Here is a 21,039-nt window from a genome sequence, read left to right as displayed (position 1 = left end):
TCCCCTTGCTTCTATTTAACTGATCCCATCATGCCGGCAACGAAATGCTTCTGCATGATGAAGAAAATGAATGCTGCTGGTAATGTCGCGATAACAATCGCAGTCATAATTACGCCGAAATCGGGAGAATAGCTCGACCCAAGAACAGAAATCAATAATGGCACTGTTTGGTTTTCTGGAGACTGTAACACAACCAATGGCCATAAATAGCTGTTCCAGCTCGCCATAAACGTGATGATGGCTGCTGCTGCATAAGTCGTTTTCATTGTCGGTACATAAATCCTGAAAAAACAGCCTAGCTCTGTCAAACCATCAATTCTGCCTGCTTCCAAAATATCTTTTGGAAACATCTTTGTGCTCTGACGAAAGAAGAAAATTAAAAATGCAGTTGTAACTGTCGGCAAAATAACAGCTGCAATCGTGTCAATACCTATATATGGCGCAGATTGTGAAATCATGCCAAACATTCTGAACAAAGGCACCATTAACGCTGCAAACGGTATCATCATCGACAGTAGAAGAATGTTAAAAACCATGTCTTTCGCTTTGCTTTTGTAAACTTCAAAGCCATAGCCTGCCAGTGATGCAATCAGCAGTGATAAAACAGTAGTAATGATTGATATTTTCGCGGAATTTATCAACGCTGGAATGATCTCTACTGTTTCAAGCAGGTTTTTGAAATTTTCAACAAAATGCCCACCTGGCAATAGACGCCCCTTTGTAACATCAACTGATTTATTCGTTGCACTGACAATCATCCATAAAAAAGGGAAAATCGAAACGATTGAAACAATCGTTAAAAAACTGTAACTAAATACTTTCTTAATCATTTTTGTCACCTGCCACTTTAAACTGGATGATAGAGAAAATAACAATCATAATAACAATGGCATAAGAAACCGTTGCCGCATACCCAAAGTCTGGGGTGTATTTAAAGGAGAGATTATAAATGTACTGGGATATCGTCATCGTGGCGTTCCCTGGCCCTCCCTGGGTTATATTCATAACTTCATCAAACAGTTGGAGTGTGCCAATTGTAGAAGTAATCGATGTAAATAAAATGATCGGCTTCAGCATTGGAATTGTAATCTTAAAAAAGGTTTGAATGCTAGATGCACCGTCCATTTTAGCTGCTTCATAAATAGACTGGTCGACATTTTGTAATGCAGATAAATAGAAAATCATGTTATAGCCAGTCCAGCGCCAAGTGATTGCTGCAATAATGGCGATTTTGGCCCAAAAAGGATCTGTCAGCCACTGAATGGGCTCGGAGATAATGGAAACCTTTAATAAGAACATATTGATAATGCCATCATTACCGAATAAATATTTAAAAATAACCGAGTAAGCTACCAATGAAGTTACACATGGCAAAAAGATAGCCGTCCGGAATACACCTTTAAACTTTAACGTCTTATCATTTAACAGAACGGAGATAAATAATGCCAGCAGTATCATTACTGGAACTTGGATAATGAGATAGATAACCGTGTTTTTCACTGTTGTCAGAAAAGTCGGGTCCTTAAATAACCGGACATAATTATCAAAACCGACAAAGGTCAGGTTAGTGCCTGTTCCTGATTGAAGGGACAAGATAAAAGCTTGCACCATTGGATAAAAATAAAATAAACAAATCATGGCCGCGGCAATAGTTATAAAAGACCAACCGATCGCATTATTTTTTGTGCGCAGGCTTCTGGAAGTTCTTGCTGTCTGAAGATCCTGATTCGTTCTAGCTGGAATCACAACTCAACACTCCTTGCATTCTGTAATAAAAGAGAGCCTTGGTATTTAGTAAGAAAATCCAAGGCTCTAAAGTTTACTCGATTATTTAATCTGCGCCTCTGCCTGCTTTTGGGCATCCTCTAGGGCAGTATCAAGAGCTTTACCTTTTAAGTAGTTTTGAGCCTCTACGACAAGCAGATCTTCAATGGCATATGTGTGCAGTCCATAGTTAATTTGCGGGATTTGTTCTGTCCAGTTCGCAAAATCCGCGATGACTTGCTGACCATTAAAGAAATCATCTGCTTCTTGATATGCTTCATCTTCCACTGCTGGAGAATAAGTGCCGATAGCACCTACTTCTTTATTCAATGTTTGGTAAAAATCAACATTAGAGCCAAACGTTTTCGCTAGGAATTCAGCTGCTTTTTCTTTTCCAGGAACATTTAGAACATACCAAGAACTTCCGCCTAAGTTAGTAGCATTAATGGAGCTTTCCACATCTGGCAAGCGCGGCATAGAAACAACTGCCCATTTACCAGCTTGAGAGCTTTCTGCTTTAACAGATGGAGTAATCCAGTTTCCTGATGGAACTGTGGCTACTTCACCGCTATTGAAACCTGCTAAAAATTGACTCCAGTCCGAAACAGGTGAAACAATATCTGCATCCAATAGTGCTTTATATGTTTCAAACGCTGTCTTTAAAGCTGTATTTCCCGATAAGTCAGGCGTCACACCATCTTCCTTTGTATACCATGATCCAGCAGACTGAATCATCATACGAATCAAACCAAGATCATTAGGGTCTTGTGTAAGCATGTTTTTGCCTGTTGCTTCCTTCACCTTTTTGCCGATTTCAATATACTCATTCCAATCAATATCCTTTAAGTCATCCACTGTATAGCCAGCTTGCTCTAAATAATCTGTTCTGACATACAAACCTGCTACCCCTGTATCAAATGGGAGACCATAGTTTTTGCCGTCTACACTTGTAGGTGCAATTTTATATTGAGCGAAATCCTCTTGCTTAAAAGAATCACTCAACTCATAGAACATGTCTGGATATGCTTGAAGAAAGCTTTGTGCACGATAATCCTCAATTAGGACTATATTTGGCAGCCCCTTCGTCGTTCCTGAGCTTAAAGACGTATTAAGCTTTTGAATGATATCATCTTGAGCGTTTTCAATTACTTCAATATCAAGGTCAGCATTTTCAGCGGCATAGGAATCTACTGCCAAGTTCATCGCCTTAATGTTGAAGTTAGGATCCCAAGCCCATACCGTAATTTTATTTGTATCCTTAGAGTCTCCTGAAGCATTCTCTGTATTGGAGCCAGATGAACAGGCTGCCAAAAGTAGAACGCTGGCTAGTATTAGTGCAAGAATCTTTTTCATCGATTTCCCCCCAAGTATGAATATTATTTGTAAGCGTTATCACTTACAACTATTATGTTATCATCCTATTGGGGTGCATCGTTAGGAAGATATTTTTGTGTTTTTGTAGTATTTTCACAAAAATGAATCCGCTTCCAATGTTCAAATAGGACTTTTTTTAGATTTTATTATTTTCTTTGAACAGGAAGGGTGATTCGTACCTTTGTTCCTTCGCCAACCTCACTGGAAATTTCCACGCCGTATGATTCGCCATAGATGAGCTGAATCCGCTCATGCACATTTCTTATGCCAATGCCAGAAAACTGCTGCTTCCGTTTTGTTTGCGGAAGATGCTCATCAGCTATTACCATCCCATCCCCATTATCAACAATTTCACAAATCAAACAGTCGCCCTCATGCCATACAAGAACATGAATATACCCTTGCGGTTTATGGATAAAGCCATGAAAAAAGGAATTTTCCATAAACGGCTGCAAAATTAGCTTTGGGATCAGAATGTCGTGACAGTTCGGTGCAACAAAATAATTCACCTTAACGGAATCGCCATAGCGCTTCTGATTAATAAGCACATAATTGCGCAAATTATTTATTTCCTGATCTACGGTAATCGTCTCATTTACATCACCAATTGTATTTTGCAATAAGGATATGAGCGAATTAATCATTGCTTCTGTTTCGGCAATATTGCCTTTACTTGCAATAAATTTAATGGATGCGAGTGTATTGTACAAAAAGTGGGGATTAATTTGCTGCTGTAAGGCAGCAAGCTCAGCATTCCGCCGTTGTTTCTGTGACAGTACGAGCTGATCGACATACTCATGTAATTCATCAAGCATGGAATTAAAGGCAATACCAATCTTTCGAGTTTCATATGTTCCTGAAACAGCAACATATTCATCAAAGTCATAATCTGATGCACTCTCAATTTGTTTGACAAGACTAGACAAAGAATTCGTCAGCCTTCTTGAAACAAGGAGAACGATAAACAGCGCTGCGATAACAATGCTTAATGAAATAAGCATAATTTTTTTCTTATCAATTAAATCACCAAAAGCTGTATGCTTATCAATGATATTGAACATGTACATATCAAAGGCTGGTACATATTCCATCATCATTATTTGCTCCTTACCCATAAACTCCCCTATCAGATAATCATCATGATCACTATTGCCAAGCTCTGAAGCATACTCTTTTAGCTCTTTAGAGGTGCTGCCGACTTTTTCTGACAAGCTGCTTGAGACAATGACGCCTTCTTTATCAACTAAAAAAACATCATTGCCTGGACTTGTATAACTAGAGTAAAATTTCCGAAATTCGTTTTCTCGTATAGATATATAAGCCGCTCCGTAAGTATATCCAGACCTATTCACAAGTGCCCGTGAAGCAACAATATAGCTGCCGCTCTCATCATCATTTAGCCGCTTGTCATATTGATAGATTAATCTGTTCGGGTTTTCAGCCGTTTTCTCCGCTAAACTGCTTTCCTTTAACTCTGTATCAGTAATTGGCCAAAACGTTCTGTCGTTTGTCGCATAGCTCAGACCATTTGCACCAACTACAATAATGCCAACCTCATATGCTGCCATATTAGGTTCAACCCGTTTAATTAATTGGCTCATCTGATAGATGGACTGAAACTGTACTGCATTTGTTTCCCTTTTTTCTGTCAATATGTCCTTTATGGCAATGCTTTGCTGTATGCTGTTAGTTGCAAGAACGACTGAATAATGATATTTCTCGTAACTTTCTTTCACTTGATTCATCACCTTCGCATTCGTAATACTGAATTTATCGAAAAAGAATTGTTCACTCATGCGAATTGTTGTCCATGTGATGGTGATGGATACGATGATGATAATCATTACAGTAATCAAGGACATCGTAATAAATAAATTGCTGTGTCTAAAACGTTCAGGAATTAGCTTCATAGTATGCTCAACTCTTTTCCACCCATTGCCTGCGCCTGAACTGGCTCGGTGATAATCCTGTCATCTTCTTGAAAACTTTACAGAAATAGCTGTGGTCTGAATAGCCGACAATTCCGCTGATTTCTGAAATTGGTGCAGTGCCTGCAACAAGAAGCTTAGATGCCTCTTCTATTCTAACTCTGTTAAGGTACTCGCTGAAGCCTTCTTTCATATGTGTTGAAAAATAGCTGGATAAATAGGATGGATTAAAATGAAAATGCTGCGCTACATTAGTAAGTGTCAAAGGCTCACGATAATGCTCATTCATATATGCAATGATGTTTTTGATATTGACATTTTCCGGCTTCGTTTTTACTGTATTAATTACCGTTTTTGTATCACGCAAAAAACACTCCAGCTTTTTAACAACTTCTTCTGCACTATTTGCCTCTTCTATTCCTTTCAAGTAAACATATTTCGACTGTTCCAAGCTATGAATCTCATATTCCATATTGCCAAGCAGGATGGTGATATTAAAAATAATATTGCTAAAAAAAGACTTATACTCATACACATCCAATGTATACATAGAAGAAATAGCTGCAACATGATCCTCCAAATAAGCAAAAGCAGAATCAAAGCGTTTACATTTAAATTCATTAATAAACCAGTCTAAATGAAATTTCTCCAGCTCTGTCACAGTGATATGCAAATGTTGTACAGTGAGAACCGGAATATCTGGAAAGTAAAAGCTGCATTTTATTAATTTTAGAATTTCTTCTTTATATATCTTTCCTATTTGCATAAAATCCTCAAATTCTCCACTTACTATCAATTGAAGATTGTATTTTATGGCCACTGTGTTTTCCAAAAAAGAGTGCAGTGCTTTAAAATTGTCCCCGTTAATAAGAAGGATTTTGTCTGTAATAAAGCAGATATAGCCTTGTTCGCTTAAACCACTGTTAATCCATGTTTTAACAGCAGAAGACAGTTCTCCTGTTCCGTCTCTCTGCTCAACTGAAACGAGACAATACTTCCTATGCAAAAAGCGATCTGTTAGTTTAAGAGAATGTTCCACTTCATAGCCTGACAGCATTTTTCGGACAGCATTCGCAACAAAGGTATTCAAAGCCTCCTCTTCATCTATTTTGCGAGCAGGCAGCCTTTTTTTCATCTTTCTCAACACAGCTAACAAACTTTCTGCATCTAGCTTTGGCTTTAGAATATAATCTAGAACCCCATTTTGAAAAGTTGAGCGCACATAATCAAAATCGCCAAAGCTGCTTAACACTACCACTTCAATATGAGGATATTTCTCCTTCACAATTCTCGTTAATTCTTCTCCATCCATTATTGGCATAACAATATCAGTAATGATAAAATCCGGCTTTACAACCTCTATTAAATCAAGAGCTTCCTGCCCATGCGCTGCCTCGCCGACAATTTCAAAGCCTTCTTGTTCCCAATTGACGTAATGCTTAATCCCCTGCCTTATCAGAATTTCATCATCAACAATAAGCAATCGGCCTCGTTCTAATGCCATTGGTTTCCCCCCTGACGGTGAGTATGTGTTAACAAAAAGCAGACATTCCCGGCTTATCAATGAAGCCTTTCCTTTAGCTCATTCACTCTAAAAATAGAGTGCTAATTCATCCTATGTAGATTGATCCTTTTATAGGTTTCCTTATATTAGCATCGTTGCAAATTGGTTTAATTGCCCCCTTCCGCCGCTTTCCATTAAGTATATCACGTGTTTTATACGGTATTAACTAAAAAAATGAGAGAACGCATCGGAAAGTTATCGTATTTATCAGCAACAAAAAAAGCATAGTCTTAAGTAAACTACGCTTTTCTTAAACACTTCTGTATTATTATGGTCCGCTTGTTTATCTATGCTATTAAGAATTAACAGATACTTCCTTGACCTTCGCTGCTGATTTATCTTTTGGCAGCTTAAGTGATAACAGAAATCCTAACCCGCTAACTACTGTAATAACAAAAAAAGTTATTCCTAACGCCATTTGTTCCGAACTTAAATGGTTGTCAAGGCTTGTGTAAAAAGAGACTAATATCGATATTCCAACAGAACCTGCTATCGAGGTCAAGGTACTATACACAGCTACCCCATGTCTGAATAGGTGTTGAGGCAATATATTCATAGCACCAGTTTGAACTGGCGTCATCAGCATACCAATCCCAACCATTCTTATCGTATATAAGATAACAAGGAGCAGAATTGACTTTTCTATATTTAAGATACTTAAAGGGATTGTAGATAGTGTAATAACCCCGAATCCAAGAACGACAAGCAATTTCACCCCAACTTTATCAGTGATTCGTCCAACAAATGGTGATATCAGCCCCATTAATGCCGCACCTGGCAGCAAAATAAGTCCTGAAGTAAGGGCAGAAACTCCCTCCACATTTTGCGTATATAACGGGACAATAGTTTCTGTACCAAACATTGTTCCAAATGCAATCGCAATCAGTATGCTAGAAACTGTAAATGTTTTGTATTTAAATACTCTAAATTCAAGCATTGGCTGAGCAAGCTTTAATTGTCTTTTCACTAACAATATTAGTGCAACAATTCCGATACTGACCCATGCATAAGTAATCAGGCTTCCCCAGCCTAACGATCCTGCAAGACTGAGTCCATATAGAATTCCTCCGAAAGCAAGGCTTGATAATATAATGGAAAGACTATCAATACGCTCATCTTTATTTGTTTCTGTCACATTCTTTAGTGTTACAAGCGAAAAAATTAACACTATTAAAAGCATTGGGAGAGTACCGTAAAACAGATAGCGCCATGATAAAACATCTACAACTCCTCCAGCTAAGGAGGGACCGATTGCAGGGGCAAAACAGATTACTAGAACAAGCAAGCCCATGGCACTTCCCCGCTTCTCTTTTGGAGTTATTGTTAAGATGATATTGGAGACTAACGGCATCATAATGCCCGCACCGATAGCTTGAATAAATCTTGCCATTAGCAGCATCGAAAAGGAAAAGGACAAAGCTCCTAATATAGTGCCTATTAAAAAAATGATTACAGCAGAAAAGAATAATTGCCTTGTTGTAAACCTGGCAATTAAAAATGCTGAGATAGGAACGACAATTCCATTTGTTAGCATAAAGGATGTGATAAGCCATTGTGCATTATTGGCATCTGTATGAAACTCCTCCATAATTTGCGGCAATGCTGTAATTAATAATGTTTGATTTAAGACTGCAATAAAAGTACCGACTAATAATAAGGTCATTAATATTTTTCTGTTGTGTATCGTTATAGTGGTTGATTCGTTCATCTTGTGCCCTCATTTCTGATTACATATAATTTACAACTCTCTTTCATTTTAGCGATTATCTTTTAAAAGGACTTTCTCATCCTTTTTCACAAAGTATTAAATTTTTATCCTTCCTTTACTGCTCCCTTATTTAGATTAAAAATTTATGGTCATTTTTTAATCTCTCGTACAAAGACATAAAAAAACACGCATTTATTTATCCCCTTTGCTTGCTAAAAGAAGGTTCAAAAAGAACTGCGTGTTATGATAACCCTTACATTTTATTTATTGTCTTTATTGAGATGTTTTTCATCTAAGCTTTCTCTAATTTTCGCTGCCTTTTCTTCTGTTAAGCCATACAATTTAACTGGAATAATAGCTAACAAGAACAAGATGGCTGGAGCAATATTAACTACTAGATTGATGCCGTTCATCGCTTCTGCGGTTTGTTCTGCATTGGCAACATACCCAAAAAATCCTAGTAACGAAACAGTTGCTGCACCGCCAATAGCGCTGGCAAATTTCGTAGCAATACTCGTTGCAGCGTAAGCGGTACCATCTGCACGCACCCCTTTTTTATCCTCCATTTCATCAATCGCATCAGGCACCATCGCAATTACAAGTGGAATACCGAATTGCGTTAGTCCAAAAATGAATGTCCCTATTAATAGTAACGGTATATTATTAAAATCTACAAAATATAAAAGAAGAAGTGAAAGAGATGCTAAACTGTAAGAGATGTATAACATATTTTTTTTGCCAATGTTTTTAGCAAATCTTGCAAATACGATAATCCCGATAGCTGCGCCTATGGCTGGTAAAGGCATGAATAGCGCAATTAAATCCATCCTTTTTATAACATATAGGTAGTAATAAATCTGCACTCCCATTCTGCCAAAAAAGGCGGTTAAGGAAACTAACAATATAAAGAATATACATATTAAGGATTTACTCGTAACAATAGCTGCAAGGGAATCTTTAATAGATATTTTATTTTTATTTATCGGCTGAACCACTTCCTTACATTTGAAAAAAACCATATAAAACAGCGGGATAGCAATTACTGAGAGAACAAGCGCTGTCATGGTATATCCTTTTGCCGTTATTTGCTCTCCTGTGCCTCCACTAAAAAACAAGATTAATGGCATAGAGATAACGGCAAGCAACACACTGCCTAGGTTTGTGAAAAGCATCCTGAAGGAGCTTAATGCTGTGCGTTCACCAGAATCTTTTGACATTACTGCAGCTAAAGATCCATAAGGTAAATTAACAACTGTATATAACAGCCCTAAACCGATATACGTAAACAAAGCCCAGGCAATTTTAGCTTCCGTATTTCCGCCAAAACCAGGAGCTGTGAAGGCAAGTACACTGAATAAAGCGAGAAATGGTGTCCCATATAATATATATGGTCTGAATCTGCCATATTTTGATTTTGTACGATCTGCTAAAACACCAATCATCGGATCTTTAACTCCATCTAAGATTCGAGCAACTAACATAATCATCGCAACAATTGCTGGTGTAAACCCAACTACGTCCGTATAAAAAATCGTAAGATAGGAACCGCTGAAGCTCCAAAATAGCTGACTTGCAAAATCTCCTAAACCATAGCTAATTTTGGTTGAGAAAGACAGTCTTTCCTTATCCTTCACGATTATGCTCTGTGAACTTATACTCTCTGTAACAGCATTACCATCCAAGCCTTTGCTCATTTATACTTACCCCCTTATATTATATAAATCTTCCAAATCAGTTCACTATTATAATCTCTTCCTCTCTGCCTTGTATTTACAATAAGTTAAGCGCTTACTTAATCATATTGTATATACATCACTCTCCTGCAGATATCCTTTTTTTACACTGTTAGCACATGATATTTAATCTAATAAATATCTGTTTTTACAATGGGTTAAAAATTGCATACTGCTTTTACCTAACGTTTTGTCAGCAAAAAAAAGCCCATACTTTTAGTATGGGAGTTTACCGAGCAATCAATATTATACTGTTTGTAGATTTTGTAATATTTTACGTTCCATTTGTAAGTGGCGTTTTGTCATTTCAACAGCATTTTCTGATGCTTCATATTCTGACATAATATAGCCTGTAAATTTAGAATGCTTGATAACTGGCAATATATCTTCATACGGAATACTCGCTTCTTCTAAATGATCATACATATAATGAAACTTCCCATGAAAATATAAGACATGTGGCATTATTTTCGCTAGTCCTGTTAAATCAGGTTCGCGGGTAAACGTTACAAAGCCATACATTCCCTGAAAAGCTCCCATTACCGCCTCATTCGCTCCAGCATTGATTAAACGTTGTCTAGCTTCATTTTGTGGGATGCCGTCATAGCGAAGATTAGCAGCCATTTCTAACAGCTCTAATGGCGCCCCTTTTTCTAATGCTTCATCCCAGTAAACTTTATTTGGCTTTGTTGCAAAACAGCCGAAGTCTGGAACAAAGCCAATATATTTGGATCCTGTTTGCTCAAATATTTCCACATACTCCTGAACCTTTGGAGAAGATGGTGTTTGCGGATTATGAATCTCAACACCTATTTGCACTCCGTAATTCTCAGCATAAGGAATTAATTTCGAAACTGCCGCTGGTGATAAGTGTGGTTGTACCCTCATTAATTTACATCCCAATTTGCTTGCTGTTTTTATATCTAAAATTGTCGACTGCACTAATTCATCATCTGTTAAATCTCTTCCAGTTATGACACCTCGATCAGCACTAGCTCCGTAAGAGACAAAATCAATTCCATAATGATCGGTCATGCTTTTCATTTCATTCACGACTTTTTCACTTGCATATGGGTAAGAAGGCAGCATGGTTGCCCCAACTAGCTCAAAGCCTTCCGCCCCTATTTCTGCCGCTGAACGGATACAATCTTCTAATGATAGCTTGCCTTTTACAAAATCTGTTGAAAAACTAAATAGGGAAACTCCTAATTTTATCTCAGACATCTAATTTAGTTCTCCCTTCCCTCGTATTTAGTGTCAGCGTCTTGCTGCCGCAAGAATCTAATACTGCGTAATTGTGGTTTTCTGTATTTCCAGGAACATACATATATGCATTTCGAAGCAAGAGGGTTACATCAATCTTATAATCCCCCTCTTTTATTCCTCCTGGAGAATAAACTTTAATAGTAGCTGGCTTATCTACATTCCAAAATTCTGAAACTAAATTAGGCAATTGACCTATTGTGAATTCCTTTCCATTAAGACAGAAATTAATATCATTGGAATCAATTATTTTATCGTTTACAGCAATTGATAACTCTTCAATGCAAGATAAGTAATGACCGCGATAATAGCTTAATCTTATTTGAAATTCATAGCCAATCTTTTTTCCATTTATTGTTGTGTTAATTAAACTATTATCTACGACAGTATCAACAAAAGGCAATTTCATTATGAACGTCATTTTGTTACTCCTTTTCAAAAATAATTTCTTTCCCTGTTTCTGCTGATTGGTAAATAGCGTCTAAAATTTTCGTTACGACAAACGCTTCCTCTGGTTTAACAAGGGGTTCTTTATCTTCTCGGACAGCCTCTAGCCATTGCTTTGCTTCGAGCACTTCTGGTGAGTTATTGCTGCCATCGAAATAGGCAATGTTTCCAACCGGTGATCTTCGCTCTTCCACTAATCGTCCATTATGTGTTGTGTTATAAACTAATTCTTTATCCTTATAACCCATGCCCGAAATGATTTCTGCTCCTCCTTTTGTGCCACAAAGAGTAGTTGCCGCTTCTTTTGCGTTTAATATGTTTAGTGCCCAGGAGGATTCAAGGAAAATAGTGGCTCCGTTGTCCATTTTGATATATCCAAATGCTGAGTCTTCTACTTCAAATGTTTCAGGATCCCACGGACCAAATAAATTTCCTTCTGTAGCTTCTGCTAAGCTGCCAAGCTTATTAAATACAGAGCCTGAAACAGAAACCGGCTTATAATTATTCATCAGCCATAAAGTAATATCTAGAGCATGTGTACCAATATCAATTAGTGGCCCACCGCCTTGTTGTGATTTATCAGGAAACACTCCCCAAGTTGGAACAGCACGACGGCGGACAGCATGTGCTTTTGCAAAATAGATATCTCCAAGCTCTTCTTTTTCACAGGATTTATATAAAGCTTGTACTTCCTCTCGAAATCGGTTTTGATAGGCTACGGTGAACTTCTTCCCAGACTTTTTCCAAGCCTCCATCATTTTCGCAGCAGCCTCTGTATTATGAGCCATCGGCTTTTCACACATAACATGTTTTCCTGCCTCAAATGCTGCAACAGTAATCGGACTGTGCATAACATTAGGTGTTAAAACGTGTACAATATCAATAGATTCATCTTTTAATAGTTCCAGATAATTCTCATAAACCTTTGCATCGGTTGATCCAAATTCCGCAGCTGCTTTTTCTGCACGTTCGATATGAATATCACAAAAAGCTACCATCTCACATATCTCTTTAAATTGCGATAATGCTGGAAAATGTTTTTGATTAGCTATTCCGCCACAACCGATAATTCCGATTCGAAGTTTACTCATTTTAAGTCTCCTTTATTTTTCAGGTATATTGGTTCCGCTTACAAAGATAATTTTACCTTTTATTTCAGCATATTCCTTTTCAATTCTTAACATCTCAAACGCAAATTTTGGACTTTTTCTAGGCTCTGTTTCAAATGTAAAACATAAGAGGTTAAAAGTTACGGTGACATTTTTAACCTCTTATGTTTATAACTATTTTTCAGGCAAAGGTTTTTTACACAGCTTGCTCCTATCTTTAAGAACCAATAAAAAAAGAGGATGAAAAATAATGATCATTTTTCATCCTCTTTTTTGGCATCTGCTCATTCTCGATATAATAAATTCAATTCATACAATCTGATTTCATGCGGCTTGAGCTCTGCAGTTATTTTGATTGCATTGTTTTCGACATAAATATGATCAACTTTCATGGAAGGTACACATCTGCGCTTTAAATATCCAACCTCGTCTGGCTTCATATCATAAACAGAACCAAAATTTAACCACTCATCAAGCACACTGCCTTGTTCTCTGTTTAGGATTTGTTCTTTCATTCTGTATTCACCCTTGGTGACACCTTGTATCTCCAATGAAATAGTAAGCTTGTCATTATTTTCAAAAATATCATATTGTTCCTTTATATCCGTGCTTCCTTCTGGATGTAAATAATAGGAATAGTCAAAGTGTTTATAATTAAAGCAGATGATTTGATATCTATCCCCTGATTTTTTGGTGATAATATAGTTCGGTCCCTTGGCAACAAGGATTTCCCCTAAATGTTTTAATAATACAAAGGCATGATAACCAGGTTTTCTGATTCCATTTTTCGTAACGAGCCCTGCTCCTCCATGGAGAAGATTTTTAGCATCTCTAAAATCACTAAAAATATCGGAAAACATCCAATAGCCCATCATATTAACATTTTGTTTAATATTATCTACAATATTCTTCACTATATATGCCGCTTTAAAGCAGCTGTCATTAAGATAATCTCTGTTAGATATGGAAATATTCCACTCTGTTACATTAAGCTCCATATTGTCAAAACCAGCGTTCAGCATAGATTCTCTTACCTGCTTAAGCTTCATCTTCATATAATCAGGATTGGTAGAGAGCATATTCTTTTTAGGAACATTTCTATCTGAATCCACTTCAATGGAGTACAAATAGATCGACAAAAAATCCGGCATTACTCCGTTCAATTTCCACTGTCGAAAGAACTTATCTAATTTTTCCCTTTCTAAATCCATAGGCAATCCACATCCACCAACTTTAGCAGATGAAACAATTTCATTTACCGTCTGTTTTAAGCAGCTGAAAATATTAAAATATCCCTCAAACTGCCCCGGGTCATGCCGGATGTTTTTAACAAAATTATTACTAGGATTCTTTAAATTATGTATAGGATCAATTTCATTGCTCCAAATTTCAAAGTACCATGTTTCCACTTCTTCAATACTATATCGTTCAATACAATGTAATAAAAACGCTCTTAATAATTTCTTCCATTCTTCAAGTGATCTTTTACTGTTTGTTTGAAAGGTGATGGTATGCTCAAAAGACTTGGACACTATTTTCGGCTTGGGTCCAAGTTCAATAAACGGTTTTAATCTATTTTTTATTAAAAAATCCAATAACTTATTTATATTTGTAAAGTTGTAAGTGGAATTATCTTTAGAATAGTCTTCCACATGCATTTCATCACTAAATAATCCCCAAAACCTCGCATAAGTAAATCCTATTTCGTTTTGCATAAAAGTGATTTGTTCCTGCATATCTGAGCTTAATATATCGGTTGCATATCCTATATTAATTGTTTTGTTCCAATATTTTGTAAAAGCATCCATCTTGCCTAATTTAACTATAATATCCTTTTCTTCAGAAATCTTCTTGGTTGAATCGTCTGCTGTAATTACATCTTCTAAATATGTACGTAATGCTCTAAAAGCCTCTTTTTTTTCAGCTGTTTTATCTTCTTTTAAGATTTCATGTTGTTCCTTTGGTTCTATATGCTGTTTTCTATATTCTATTGGTTTCACCTGAAATCTTTCATTAAAGACTCTATTAAAAGCTGCTAAATTAGGGAAACCATTGTCTAATGCAATTCGGGTAATCGATTTATTTGTGTATATTAACTCATTAACTGCATGTGCTACTCTAACTTTGTTTACATATTCGGAGAAGGTTTTTCCTGTTTGCTTTTTAAAGAACTTCGATAAATACGGCACTGTTATATATTGAATACTTGCAACCTCTTCAAGGGACAATGGCTCTCTAAAGTTATTCTCAATATATTCAAGTATTTCTACTAATCTTTCATTTTGACCATTTTCTGTTGTATAACTTCTTTTTTCAAGCGGCCTGCTATCCTTTAAATACTCTAGCTGAAGGATAGAAATTACGTTAAACACTTTCTCTAAAAAAAATACCATCGAGGAATTGCGTTGATTTAAATAAACAGCCAACAGCTCATCTAGGCTGCTTCGCAGTTTTTGATGTGATAAAGCTATCTGTTCTATTGAATTACATTGAAATAATGGATTTTCCTGACCAAGAAGAGAGCAAGTTTGCAAATAATTCAAATGAAAAACGATAAATAAGTTATCAGAATCAGAATGAAAAGAATGCAGCTCGTTTGAATTAACAAGTAGAAAATCAGATTTATTCAGTTCGGTCGTTTTATTGTTCGCTTTTACCTGTAAATTTCCCTTTATGACATAGATTATTTCTATATCCTTATGGACGTGATCAAGGGTACTATTGCCATGCATGACGGAAATAGCTATAATTTTTGAATCTATTGAAGTTTGGACAGTTTGTGTATTAAACATCCTTTAGCCTCCATAGTTATTCTATTTTTTCTTAAAAACTGCCGCTATAATCTTGTTAAAAAAAGGGGAGGACCTGTACTTACTAAACACAGGCCCAAACTTACTATTTATCTAATAAATTACTTAATAAGGTTTGATGATAACTTACCTTTTTAATACTATCGACCTCCATAAAATCTTGTATATGCCGATTCCCTTCATATTCACTATTAATATATCCTTCGTAACCAGCCTCCGCTAATATGTCAATAATCTCCTTATACGGGATACTAGGCTCTTGATAATCCTCTGTCACATCATAAAATTTACCATGGACATGCATGATATACGGTATATAATTCTTCAAAATATGCGGATCTGTGTATATTAAATGCTTTGCCAATTCAGCATAAGCCAGGTCCACTTTATTGGAATTTTCCATACTAGCAACAATTTCTAATGTTTTATCTTTTTCCACACCGTTAGCATAGTTTTCACTTATAAATTGGATTATCTCCGGTGTGCCACCGTCACGAATATATCTTTGTTCCATAACTGGTGGTATACGTTTAACAAAAATCCCTAAATCCGGCATTATTCCAAACCACTGGGTACCACTGCTAATGATATATTCCATTCTTTCCTCAAACCAAGGAGTTCCGAACGTAAAAGGAGAATGTACTTCCAACGCAATTTTTACTCCGTACTCTTCGGCATAAGGAATACTTGCCTGTACAACTTCTAGAGGTGTTGATACTAAAGTTCTGAGAATCTTAAATCCTAGTTTCTTTGCAAGCTTTAAATCTCTTACCATCATATCTACATTTTCTTCCAATGTTAAAAGTCGATTCGCATACAATTTATTATCTAAAAAGGCATCATACGCAACAGGCTCTACACCATATTGTTCCATCCAGCCAAACCATTGCTCAACAAATTCATCGGATGCTTTCGGGTATCCAAAAAGCATTTGCTCTGGTAAAAGTTCAATCCCTTTTGCACCAGTTTTGGCAACTTCAGCAATACACTGTTCGAGATTTAATTTTCCTGTATAAAACTCTTCCTGATAACTATATAGTGATACCCCTCTTTTAATATTCGCTTTCTGTGTCATTTTTCCCACCCCCGTCATTAAATAATTAACTAATATTCTCTTCCAGTGTCAGTATCTTTTGATTTTCTCCTATATTTGGCCATGGTAGATAGGAGATTCGCAAACTAACAAATACGCGAACCTGATGCTCTCCTGGGTTTAATCCGCCTTGTTTTCGAACAAATAGTGTTGCTTTTTCGCCAAATTCCCAACGATTATTTATAACGGTTGCTAATTCTTTATAAGGGAAACTGCCGGAATTAACGGTGAACACCATATCTTCCTGTAAAAAGGCTGTTCCGTTAACTTCTAGTTCTATATGATTAATTAAAGACAATGCAATACCTCGGTAGTAGGGAATCCGGATTTTCAGCTCAAAACCTATTATTTCACCATTATCTTCTACATTCCTAAAACCTTCCTCACACACTAAATATTGTTCAAACACAGCTTTATACCTCCCTCTAATTTTAGGATGAACCGTTTCGCTTAAATTTGTAAGCGCTTTAGTAAATATTTTCTATACTATATCACTTGCTATTTTTTTATACAATTTAATTTCCCATGTTTAAGACTTAGCAGCCAGATATCTGCTTACACAAAATATTGACTTAAATAATTTTTGCTAATGATAATAGAGTCTTTTCTTGATTTTAATGAATCCTCAAATGCTTTATCCTCCACTTCAATCACGGCATTGCCTGTATAGCCGATATCTGTTAGTGCAGATATATAAGTACCCCAATTAACATCACCAAGCCCAGGTAATTTGGGAGATAGATATTCAAGGGGCGCAGCCATAACTCCTACATCATGTAAACGATCTTTATATATTTTCACATCTTTAAAATGCACATGAAAGATTCGATCTTTAAATTCATACACTGGTTTAATATAGTCCATTTGCTGCCAGACAAAATGGGATGGATCAAAATTAAGCCCAAAATTTTTACTTGGAATCAACTCAAATACTTTTCGAAAGATAGCTGGAGTTGTCATAAGGTTTTGGCCCCCTGGCCATTCGTCATTTGTAAAAAGCATTGGGCAATTCTCAATGGCAATTTTCACCCCTAAGTTTTCCGCATATTCCACAATAGGCTGCCAAACAGCACTTACCATTTTAAGATTTTCAGCTACAGACAGATGCTGATTTCTGCCAACAAAAGTGTTTACGAGATTCACATTGAGTTGTTTAGCAGCCTCTAAACATTTTTTAAGATGAGCAATATAATACTCGCTCTTTTCCTTATCCCTATCAAGAGGATTCGGATAGTAGCAAATAGCAGAGATTTTCACATTTTTAGCTTCCAGATAATTACGGATATAGTCAACATCTACATGTTCCACATCAATATGTGTTACACCAGCATATTTTCGGACCGCTTTTCCCCTTGGCCAAGCACATAATTCCACACATGCAAATCCGTTTTCTGATGCAAAATCTATGACTTCTTCAAAAGTACAACCATCTAAAATAGCACTATTAAATCCCAGCTTCATTCCTACTTCTCTCCTTTTTTCAATCATGGTTTTTAACTTAGTTTATTATTCTTACTCTTTTCTCTTTATTTTTAAAAAACACAGGTTCGCCCATACTTGCAGATACATAAAAGCGATCGATAATATCCATCATATATACACCATGTTCTGCAGGAGCAGATAATTCTTCAGCAAAAACAATGCTGTTTACAAAGTGTTCAAACTCATTCTTTAGCTTTATGTTAGGATTAAGAATTGGAGTAATATCAACAGTTGTGTCAAGTAATTCAGAAAAAACCTTCAGCTCCCCGTTAATAATACTTGCTCCTCCATTTGTTCCTAATATTTCAAGGTATGTTTGATCGTTTTCAATATTAGAAGCCCAAGCAAATTCAAAATGCACAATAGCACCGGATTGAAGGCTTAGTAAGCCAGCAGCACTATCTTCTACATTAAAAACACCTGCTGGATTTCCACTGTAGCCATTTCTATTTCGAGTAGCTGTTTGGTGGAAATTTTGATAGGTTGCCCCTGTAACATATTTCGGCTCAGGCAGTCCCATTAAATAAAGAGCTAAGTCGAGAAAATGAACACCTAAATCAATCATAACCCCGCCTCCAGCAACCTCCTTATTTGTAAACCAAGTTCCTCTTCCTGGTATGCCGCTTCTTCTAATCCAACCAGTTTTCGCCTTGTATATTTCTCCTAAATAGCCGGCATCAATAAGCCTTTTTAAAAAAACCGCTTCATTTGTAAACCGATTATTTAGGCCAATCATTAACTGTTTACCTGATTTGTTTTTAGCATCGACTATTTTTTGGGCCTCTATAGCATTTAGTGCTAACGGCTTTTCACAATGTACATGGACACCGTGCAGCAAAGCATAAATAGCGATCGGAGTATGAAGGGAATTAGGTGTACAAATGCTAACAATATCTAAATTTTCTTTATCAATCATGTCAGAATAGCTAGTATAGATGTTTTTAACATGATACTTTTTTGCTATCTTATTAGCATGTTCCTGATTGACATCACAAATGGAAACTAGTTCAATATTAGGCAAACTTAAATAATTGCTTAAGTGTTTTTTTTCTGCATTACTGCCGGCTCCAATTAAGCCATATCTTAGTTTCTTAGTCATATTAATCCTCCTGCTCTTTAAAAAATGAGTTTTTTCATAAATTCAATTGTATAATTCACACCACTCTTTCCAAGTTCCCCCGTCCAGATGGGTGAATGCGCTTCAATACTTAATCCCCCTGTATAGCCTTTTGCTCTTAATAAAGAAATAAATGATTTCCAATCAGTTTGGTCCAGTCCAGCCGGAGGATCATCTACTCTTGTTCCATTAACTATTAATGAACCCTTTAAATGAATATGATTAAAACGGTCACCCCAATCTAAAGTCTCCTGTAAATAGTCTCCACCAAAATACCTGCTGTGTGACGGATCGAATTTAATCCCTAAATCTTTTAAATGACCATGAATGATTTTCCAGACTTCCGGATTATGAACAAAATTCACTTTTCTGCAATTATAGGAAGAGATTTTGACTCCCTTTGGCTTTGCATAATCAATGAGAGCAGAAAAAAACGCGATTGCTGAAGAGCAATTATCATAGTAAGATAACTCATCCACATAGTTACAACCGCTTACAAAATTTCCACATTCTAATTCACTTGCAACATCAATTAATTGAAAACACTTCTCTAACTCAGCTTGTATGACATGCCCTTGCTTATCTAAGCGAATGGATTTCCATCTGCCTATGGAAGCAACTTCTATCCCATACTGCTTTTTCCACTTTATTAATTGGTTTCGGTTCTTATGGAACTCAGCAACATCCTGGCCTTCGTTCACGCATAGTTCGATAAAATCTAATTGGCTTTGATTAGCATCCTTAAAGCTTTCTCGGGTGGGTTTCGCGATGATTCCCAGCTTCATCCTTTTCACCTTCTTGAATTAAATTCACTTACATCATTATTTAGCTCTTCCATTAAAATTTTAGACTTTCTCTCGTCCTATTTCTTTCAATCTATTAACCAAAATGTTTCGTTCCTTTATTCAAACTTTTTTAGAATAATGGGCAAAATAAAAAGAGGTTAAAAATTAACAAGGAATTTTTAACCTCTTTCTGTAATAAGCTCAGTCTGTGACAACCTCCACCTTATCAGCTACTCTGTTGTCATCCAAATGAATGACCAACCACTCACTGTCTATAGAAACTAATCCGCGCTCCATCCCAAGATGATAAACAATATTATCATCCTCTTTAAAGTAGTTCATCTCGATATTGCTGCCTAACAAGGCAATAATCTCCTGTTCCTGTTTGCCCTTTAATGGATGGTTTGCTAATAAATCATCAATCATATAGGTTCTTTCTGTCTCATATTGAAGCCATTTATCGGTTGTGAATGTTGATTTGTATTCATTTTGGCCTAACAAATATAAACAAATGATTGGAGGAATGGTAAATAGCAGCAATGATATGCTGTTTGTAAGCGTTAGTTTACCTTTTCTCCTCATTAAGCCTGTAATCCAAATCAGCAATATGGGCACCAAAACAGCAGGAACACTTATGATGCTAAAGGAAGATTGACCAATATTAATGATAAATATACACGCAAAATAAAACAGTATATAAAATGCTATTCCTAAAAAACGCCATATTAGCTGCCAATCTTGTTGCATTCTTTTCCTCACCTTCTATATTTTTACATCTATACTAAAATAACATAAGAATAAACAATCGGAAACACTCCTTTACAAAAAAAGAGACAATCATGTTGCGATTGCCTCTTACTTT

Annotated in this window: 17 protein-coding genes; all 17 read right to left on the bottom strand. The window is 36.3% G+C overall.

Annotated elements, in window-relative coordinates; translation table 11 throughout:
• Positions 1-11: 11 nt before the first annotated feature.
• The gene (locus M3600_RS09360; protein ID WP_233313589.1) at positions 12-830 is read right to left on the bottom strand and encodes a carbohydrate ABC transporter permease; all 819 of its coding nucleotides are present in this window, start codon (positions 828-830) and stop codon (positions 12-14) included.
• Positions 823-1,692, bottom strand: coding sequence for a carbohydrate ABC transporter permease (locus M3600_RS09355; protein WP_267913310.1), 870 nt, complete (start codon positions 1,690-1,692; stop codon positions 823-825). The genes M3600_RS09360 and M3600_RS09355 overlap by 8 nt, the downstream gene beginning before the upstream one ends.
• A 135-nt stretch (positions 1,693-1,827) precedes the next feature.
• Positions 1,828-3,117, bottom strand: a complete 1,290-nt coding sequence (locus tag M3600_RS09350) for an ABC transporter substrate-binding protein (RefSeq protein ID WP_251645524.1) — start codon at positions 3,115-3,117, stop codon at positions 1,828-1,830.
• Between the two features lie 167 nt (positions 3,118-3,284).
• Positions 3,285-5,048: a cache domain-containing sensor histidine kinase gene (locus M3600_RS09345; RefSeq protein WP_233313586.1), complete on the bottom strand. Its 1,764-nt coding sequence runs from the start codon at positions 5,046-5,048 to the stop codon at positions 3,285-3,287.
• Between the two features lie 7 nt (positions 5,049-5,055).
• Complete coding sequence (locus tag M3600_RS09340; RefSeq protein ID WP_251645522.1) at positions 5,056-6,570, bottom strand: response regulator transcription factor; 1,515 nt, start codon at positions 6,568-6,570, stop codon at positions 5,056-5,058.
• Positions 6,571-6,925: 355 nt separating this feature from the next.
• Positions 6,926-8,338: an MDR family MFS transporter gene (locus M3600_RS09335; RefSeq protein ID WP_251645521.1), complete on the bottom strand. Its 1,413-nt coding sequence runs from the start codon at positions 8,336-8,338 to the stop codon at positions 6,926-6,928.
• Positions 8,339-8,598: 260 nt separating this feature from the next.
• The gene (locus M3600_RS09330; protein ID WP_233313583.1) at positions 8,599-10,032 is read right to left on the bottom strand and encodes an MFS transporter; all 1,434 of its coding nucleotides are present in this window, start codon (positions 10,030-10,032) and stop codon (positions 8,599-8,601) included.
• Positions 10,033-10,317: 285 nt separating this feature from the next.
• Complete coding sequence (locus tag M3600_RS09325; RefSeq protein ID WP_251645516.1) at positions 10,318-11,295, bottom strand: sugar phosphate isomerase/epimerase family protein; 978 nt, start codon at positions 11,293-11,295, stop codon at positions 10,318-10,320.
• Complete coding sequence (locus M3600_RS09320) at positions 11,288-11,755, bottom strand: C-glycoside deglycosidase beta subunit domain-containing protein (RefSeq protein ID WP_251645515.1); 468 nt, start codon at positions 11,753-11,755, stop codon at positions 11,288-11,290. The genes M3600_RS09325 and M3600_RS09320 overlap by 8 nt, the downstream gene beginning before the upstream one ends.
• A gap of 4 nt (positions 11,756-11,759) precedes the next feature.
• Positions 11,760-12,872: a Gfo/Idh/MocA family protein gene (locus M3600_RS09315; protein ID WP_251645514.1), complete on the bottom strand. Its 1,113-nt coding sequence runs from the start codon at positions 12,870-12,872 to the stop codon at positions 11,760-11,762.
• Positions 12,873-13,174: 302 nt separating this feature from the next.
• Positions 13,175-15,682, bottom strand: coding sequence for a GH39 family glycosyl hydrolase (locus M3600_RS09310; protein ID WP_251645513.1), 2,508 nt, complete (start codon positions 15,680-15,682; stop codon positions 13,175-13,177).
• A 103-nt stretch (positions 15,683-15,785) separates the two neighbouring features.
• Positions 15,786-16,775, bottom strand: a complete 990-nt coding sequence (locus M3600_RS09305; RefSeq protein WP_233313578.1) for a sugar phosphate isomerase/epimerase family protein — start codon at positions 16,773-16,775, stop codon at positions 15,786-15,788.
• A 25-nt stretch (positions 16,776-16,800) separates the two neighbouring features.
• Positions 16,801-17,202, bottom strand: a complete 402-nt coding sequence (locus M3600_RS09300) for a C-glycoside deglycosidase beta subunit domain-containing protein (protein WP_251645511.1) — start codon at positions 17,200-17,202, stop codon at positions 16,801-16,803.
• Positions 17,203-17,348: 146 nt separating this feature from the next.
• Positions 17,349-18,254, bottom strand: coding sequence for a sugar phosphate isomerase/epimerase family protein (locus M3600_RS09295; RefSeq protein WP_251645509.1), 906 nt, complete (start codon positions 18,252-18,254; stop codon positions 17,349-17,351).
• A 37-nt stretch (positions 18,255-18,291) separates the two neighbouring features.
• On the bottom strand, positions 18,292-19,374 hold the full coding sequence (locus M3600_RS09290; RefSeq protein WP_251645507.1) for a Gfo/Idh/MocA family protein: 1,083 nt from the start codon (positions 19,372-19,374) through the stop codon (positions 18,292-18,294).
• A gap of 17 nt (positions 19,375-19,391) precedes the next feature.
• Entirely contained in the window at positions 19,392-20,177 is a 786-nt protein-coding gene (locus M3600_RS09285) for a sugar phosphate isomerase/epimerase family protein (protein WP_251645505.1), read from the bottom strand.
• A 201-nt stretch (positions 20,178-20,378) separates the two neighbouring features.
• Positions 20,379-20,924 carry a hypothetical protein gene (locus M3600_RS09280; RefSeq protein ID WP_251645503.1) on the bottom strand — a complete coding sequence of 182 codons (546 nt, stop codon included), beginning with the start codon at positions 20,922-20,924 and terminating at the stop codon, positions 20,379-20,381.
• Positions 20,925-21,039 lie beyond the last annotated feature (115 nt).

It is taken from the genome of Niallia sp. MER 6 (genome assembly GCF_023714395.1).
Lineage (GTDB): Bacteria > Bacillota > Bacilli > Bacillales > Cytobacillaceae > Niallia.
The sequence above is the reverse complement of the archived record's forward strand: the minus strand, read 5'-3'. Positions and strand labels throughout refer to the sequence as shown.

Bases quoted from the DNA above. Each gene is read 5' to 3' on its own strand.
- M3600_RS09320 (WP_251645515.1), bottom strand. From the start codon at position 11,755: ATGACGTTCATAATGAAATTGCCTTTTGTTGATACTGTCGTAGATAAT.
- M3600_RS09280 (WP_251645503.1), bottom strand. From the start codon at position 20,924: ATGCAACAAGATTGGCAGCTAATATGGCGTTTTTTAGGAATAGCATTT.
- M3600_RS09350 (WP_251645524.1), bottom strand. From the start codon at position 3,117: ATGAAAAAGATTCTTGCACTAATACTAGCCAGCGTTCTACTTTTGGCA.
- M3600_RS09290 (WP_251645507.1), bottom strand. From the start codon at position 19,374: ATGACTAAGAAACTAAGATATGGCTTAATTGGAGCCGGCAGTAATGCA.
- M3600_RS09340 (WP_251645522.1), bottom strand. From the start codon at position 6,570: ATGGCATTAGAACGAGGCCGATTGCTTATTGTTGATGATGAAATTCTG.
- M3600_RS09315 (WP_251645514.1), bottom strand. From the start codon at position 12,872: ATGAGTAAACTTCGAATCGGAATTATCGGTTGTGGCGGAATAGCTAAT.
- M3600_RS09335 (WP_251645521.1), bottom strand. From the start codon at position 8,338: ATGAACGAATCAACCACTATAACGATACACAACAGAAAAATATTAATG.
- M3600_RS09285 (WP_251645505.1), bottom strand. From the start codon at position 20,177: ATGAAGCTGGGAATCATCGCGAAACCCACCCGAGAAAGCTTTAAGGAT.
- M3600_RS09295 (WP_251645509.1), bottom strand. From the start codon at position 18,254: ATGAAGCTGGGATTTAATAGTGCTATTTTAGATGGTTGTACTTTTGAA.
- M3600_RS09305 (WP_233313578.1), bottom strand. From the start codon at position 16,775: ATGACACAGAAAGCGAATATTAAAAGAGGGGTATCACTATATAGTTAT.
- M3600_RS09360 (WP_233313589.1), bottom strand. From the start codon at position 830: ATGATTAAGAAAGTATTTAGTTACAGTTTTTTAACGATTGTTTCAATC.
- M3600_RS09310 (WP_251645513.1), bottom strand. From the start codon at position 15,682: ATGTTTAATACACAAACTGTCCAAACTTCAATAGATTCAAAAATTATA.
- M3600_RS09345 (WP_233313586.1), bottom strand. From the start codon at position 5,048: ATGAAGCTAATTCCTGAACGTTTTAGACACAGCAATTTATTTATTACG.
- M3600_RS09330 (WP_233313583.1), bottom strand. From the start codon at position 10,032: ATGAGCAAAGGCTTGGATGGTAATGCTGTTACAGAGAGTATAAGTTCA.
- M3600_RS09325 (WP_251645516.1), bottom strand. From the start codon at position 11,295: ATGTCTGAGATAAAATTAGGAGTTTCCCTATTTAGTTTTTCAACAGAT.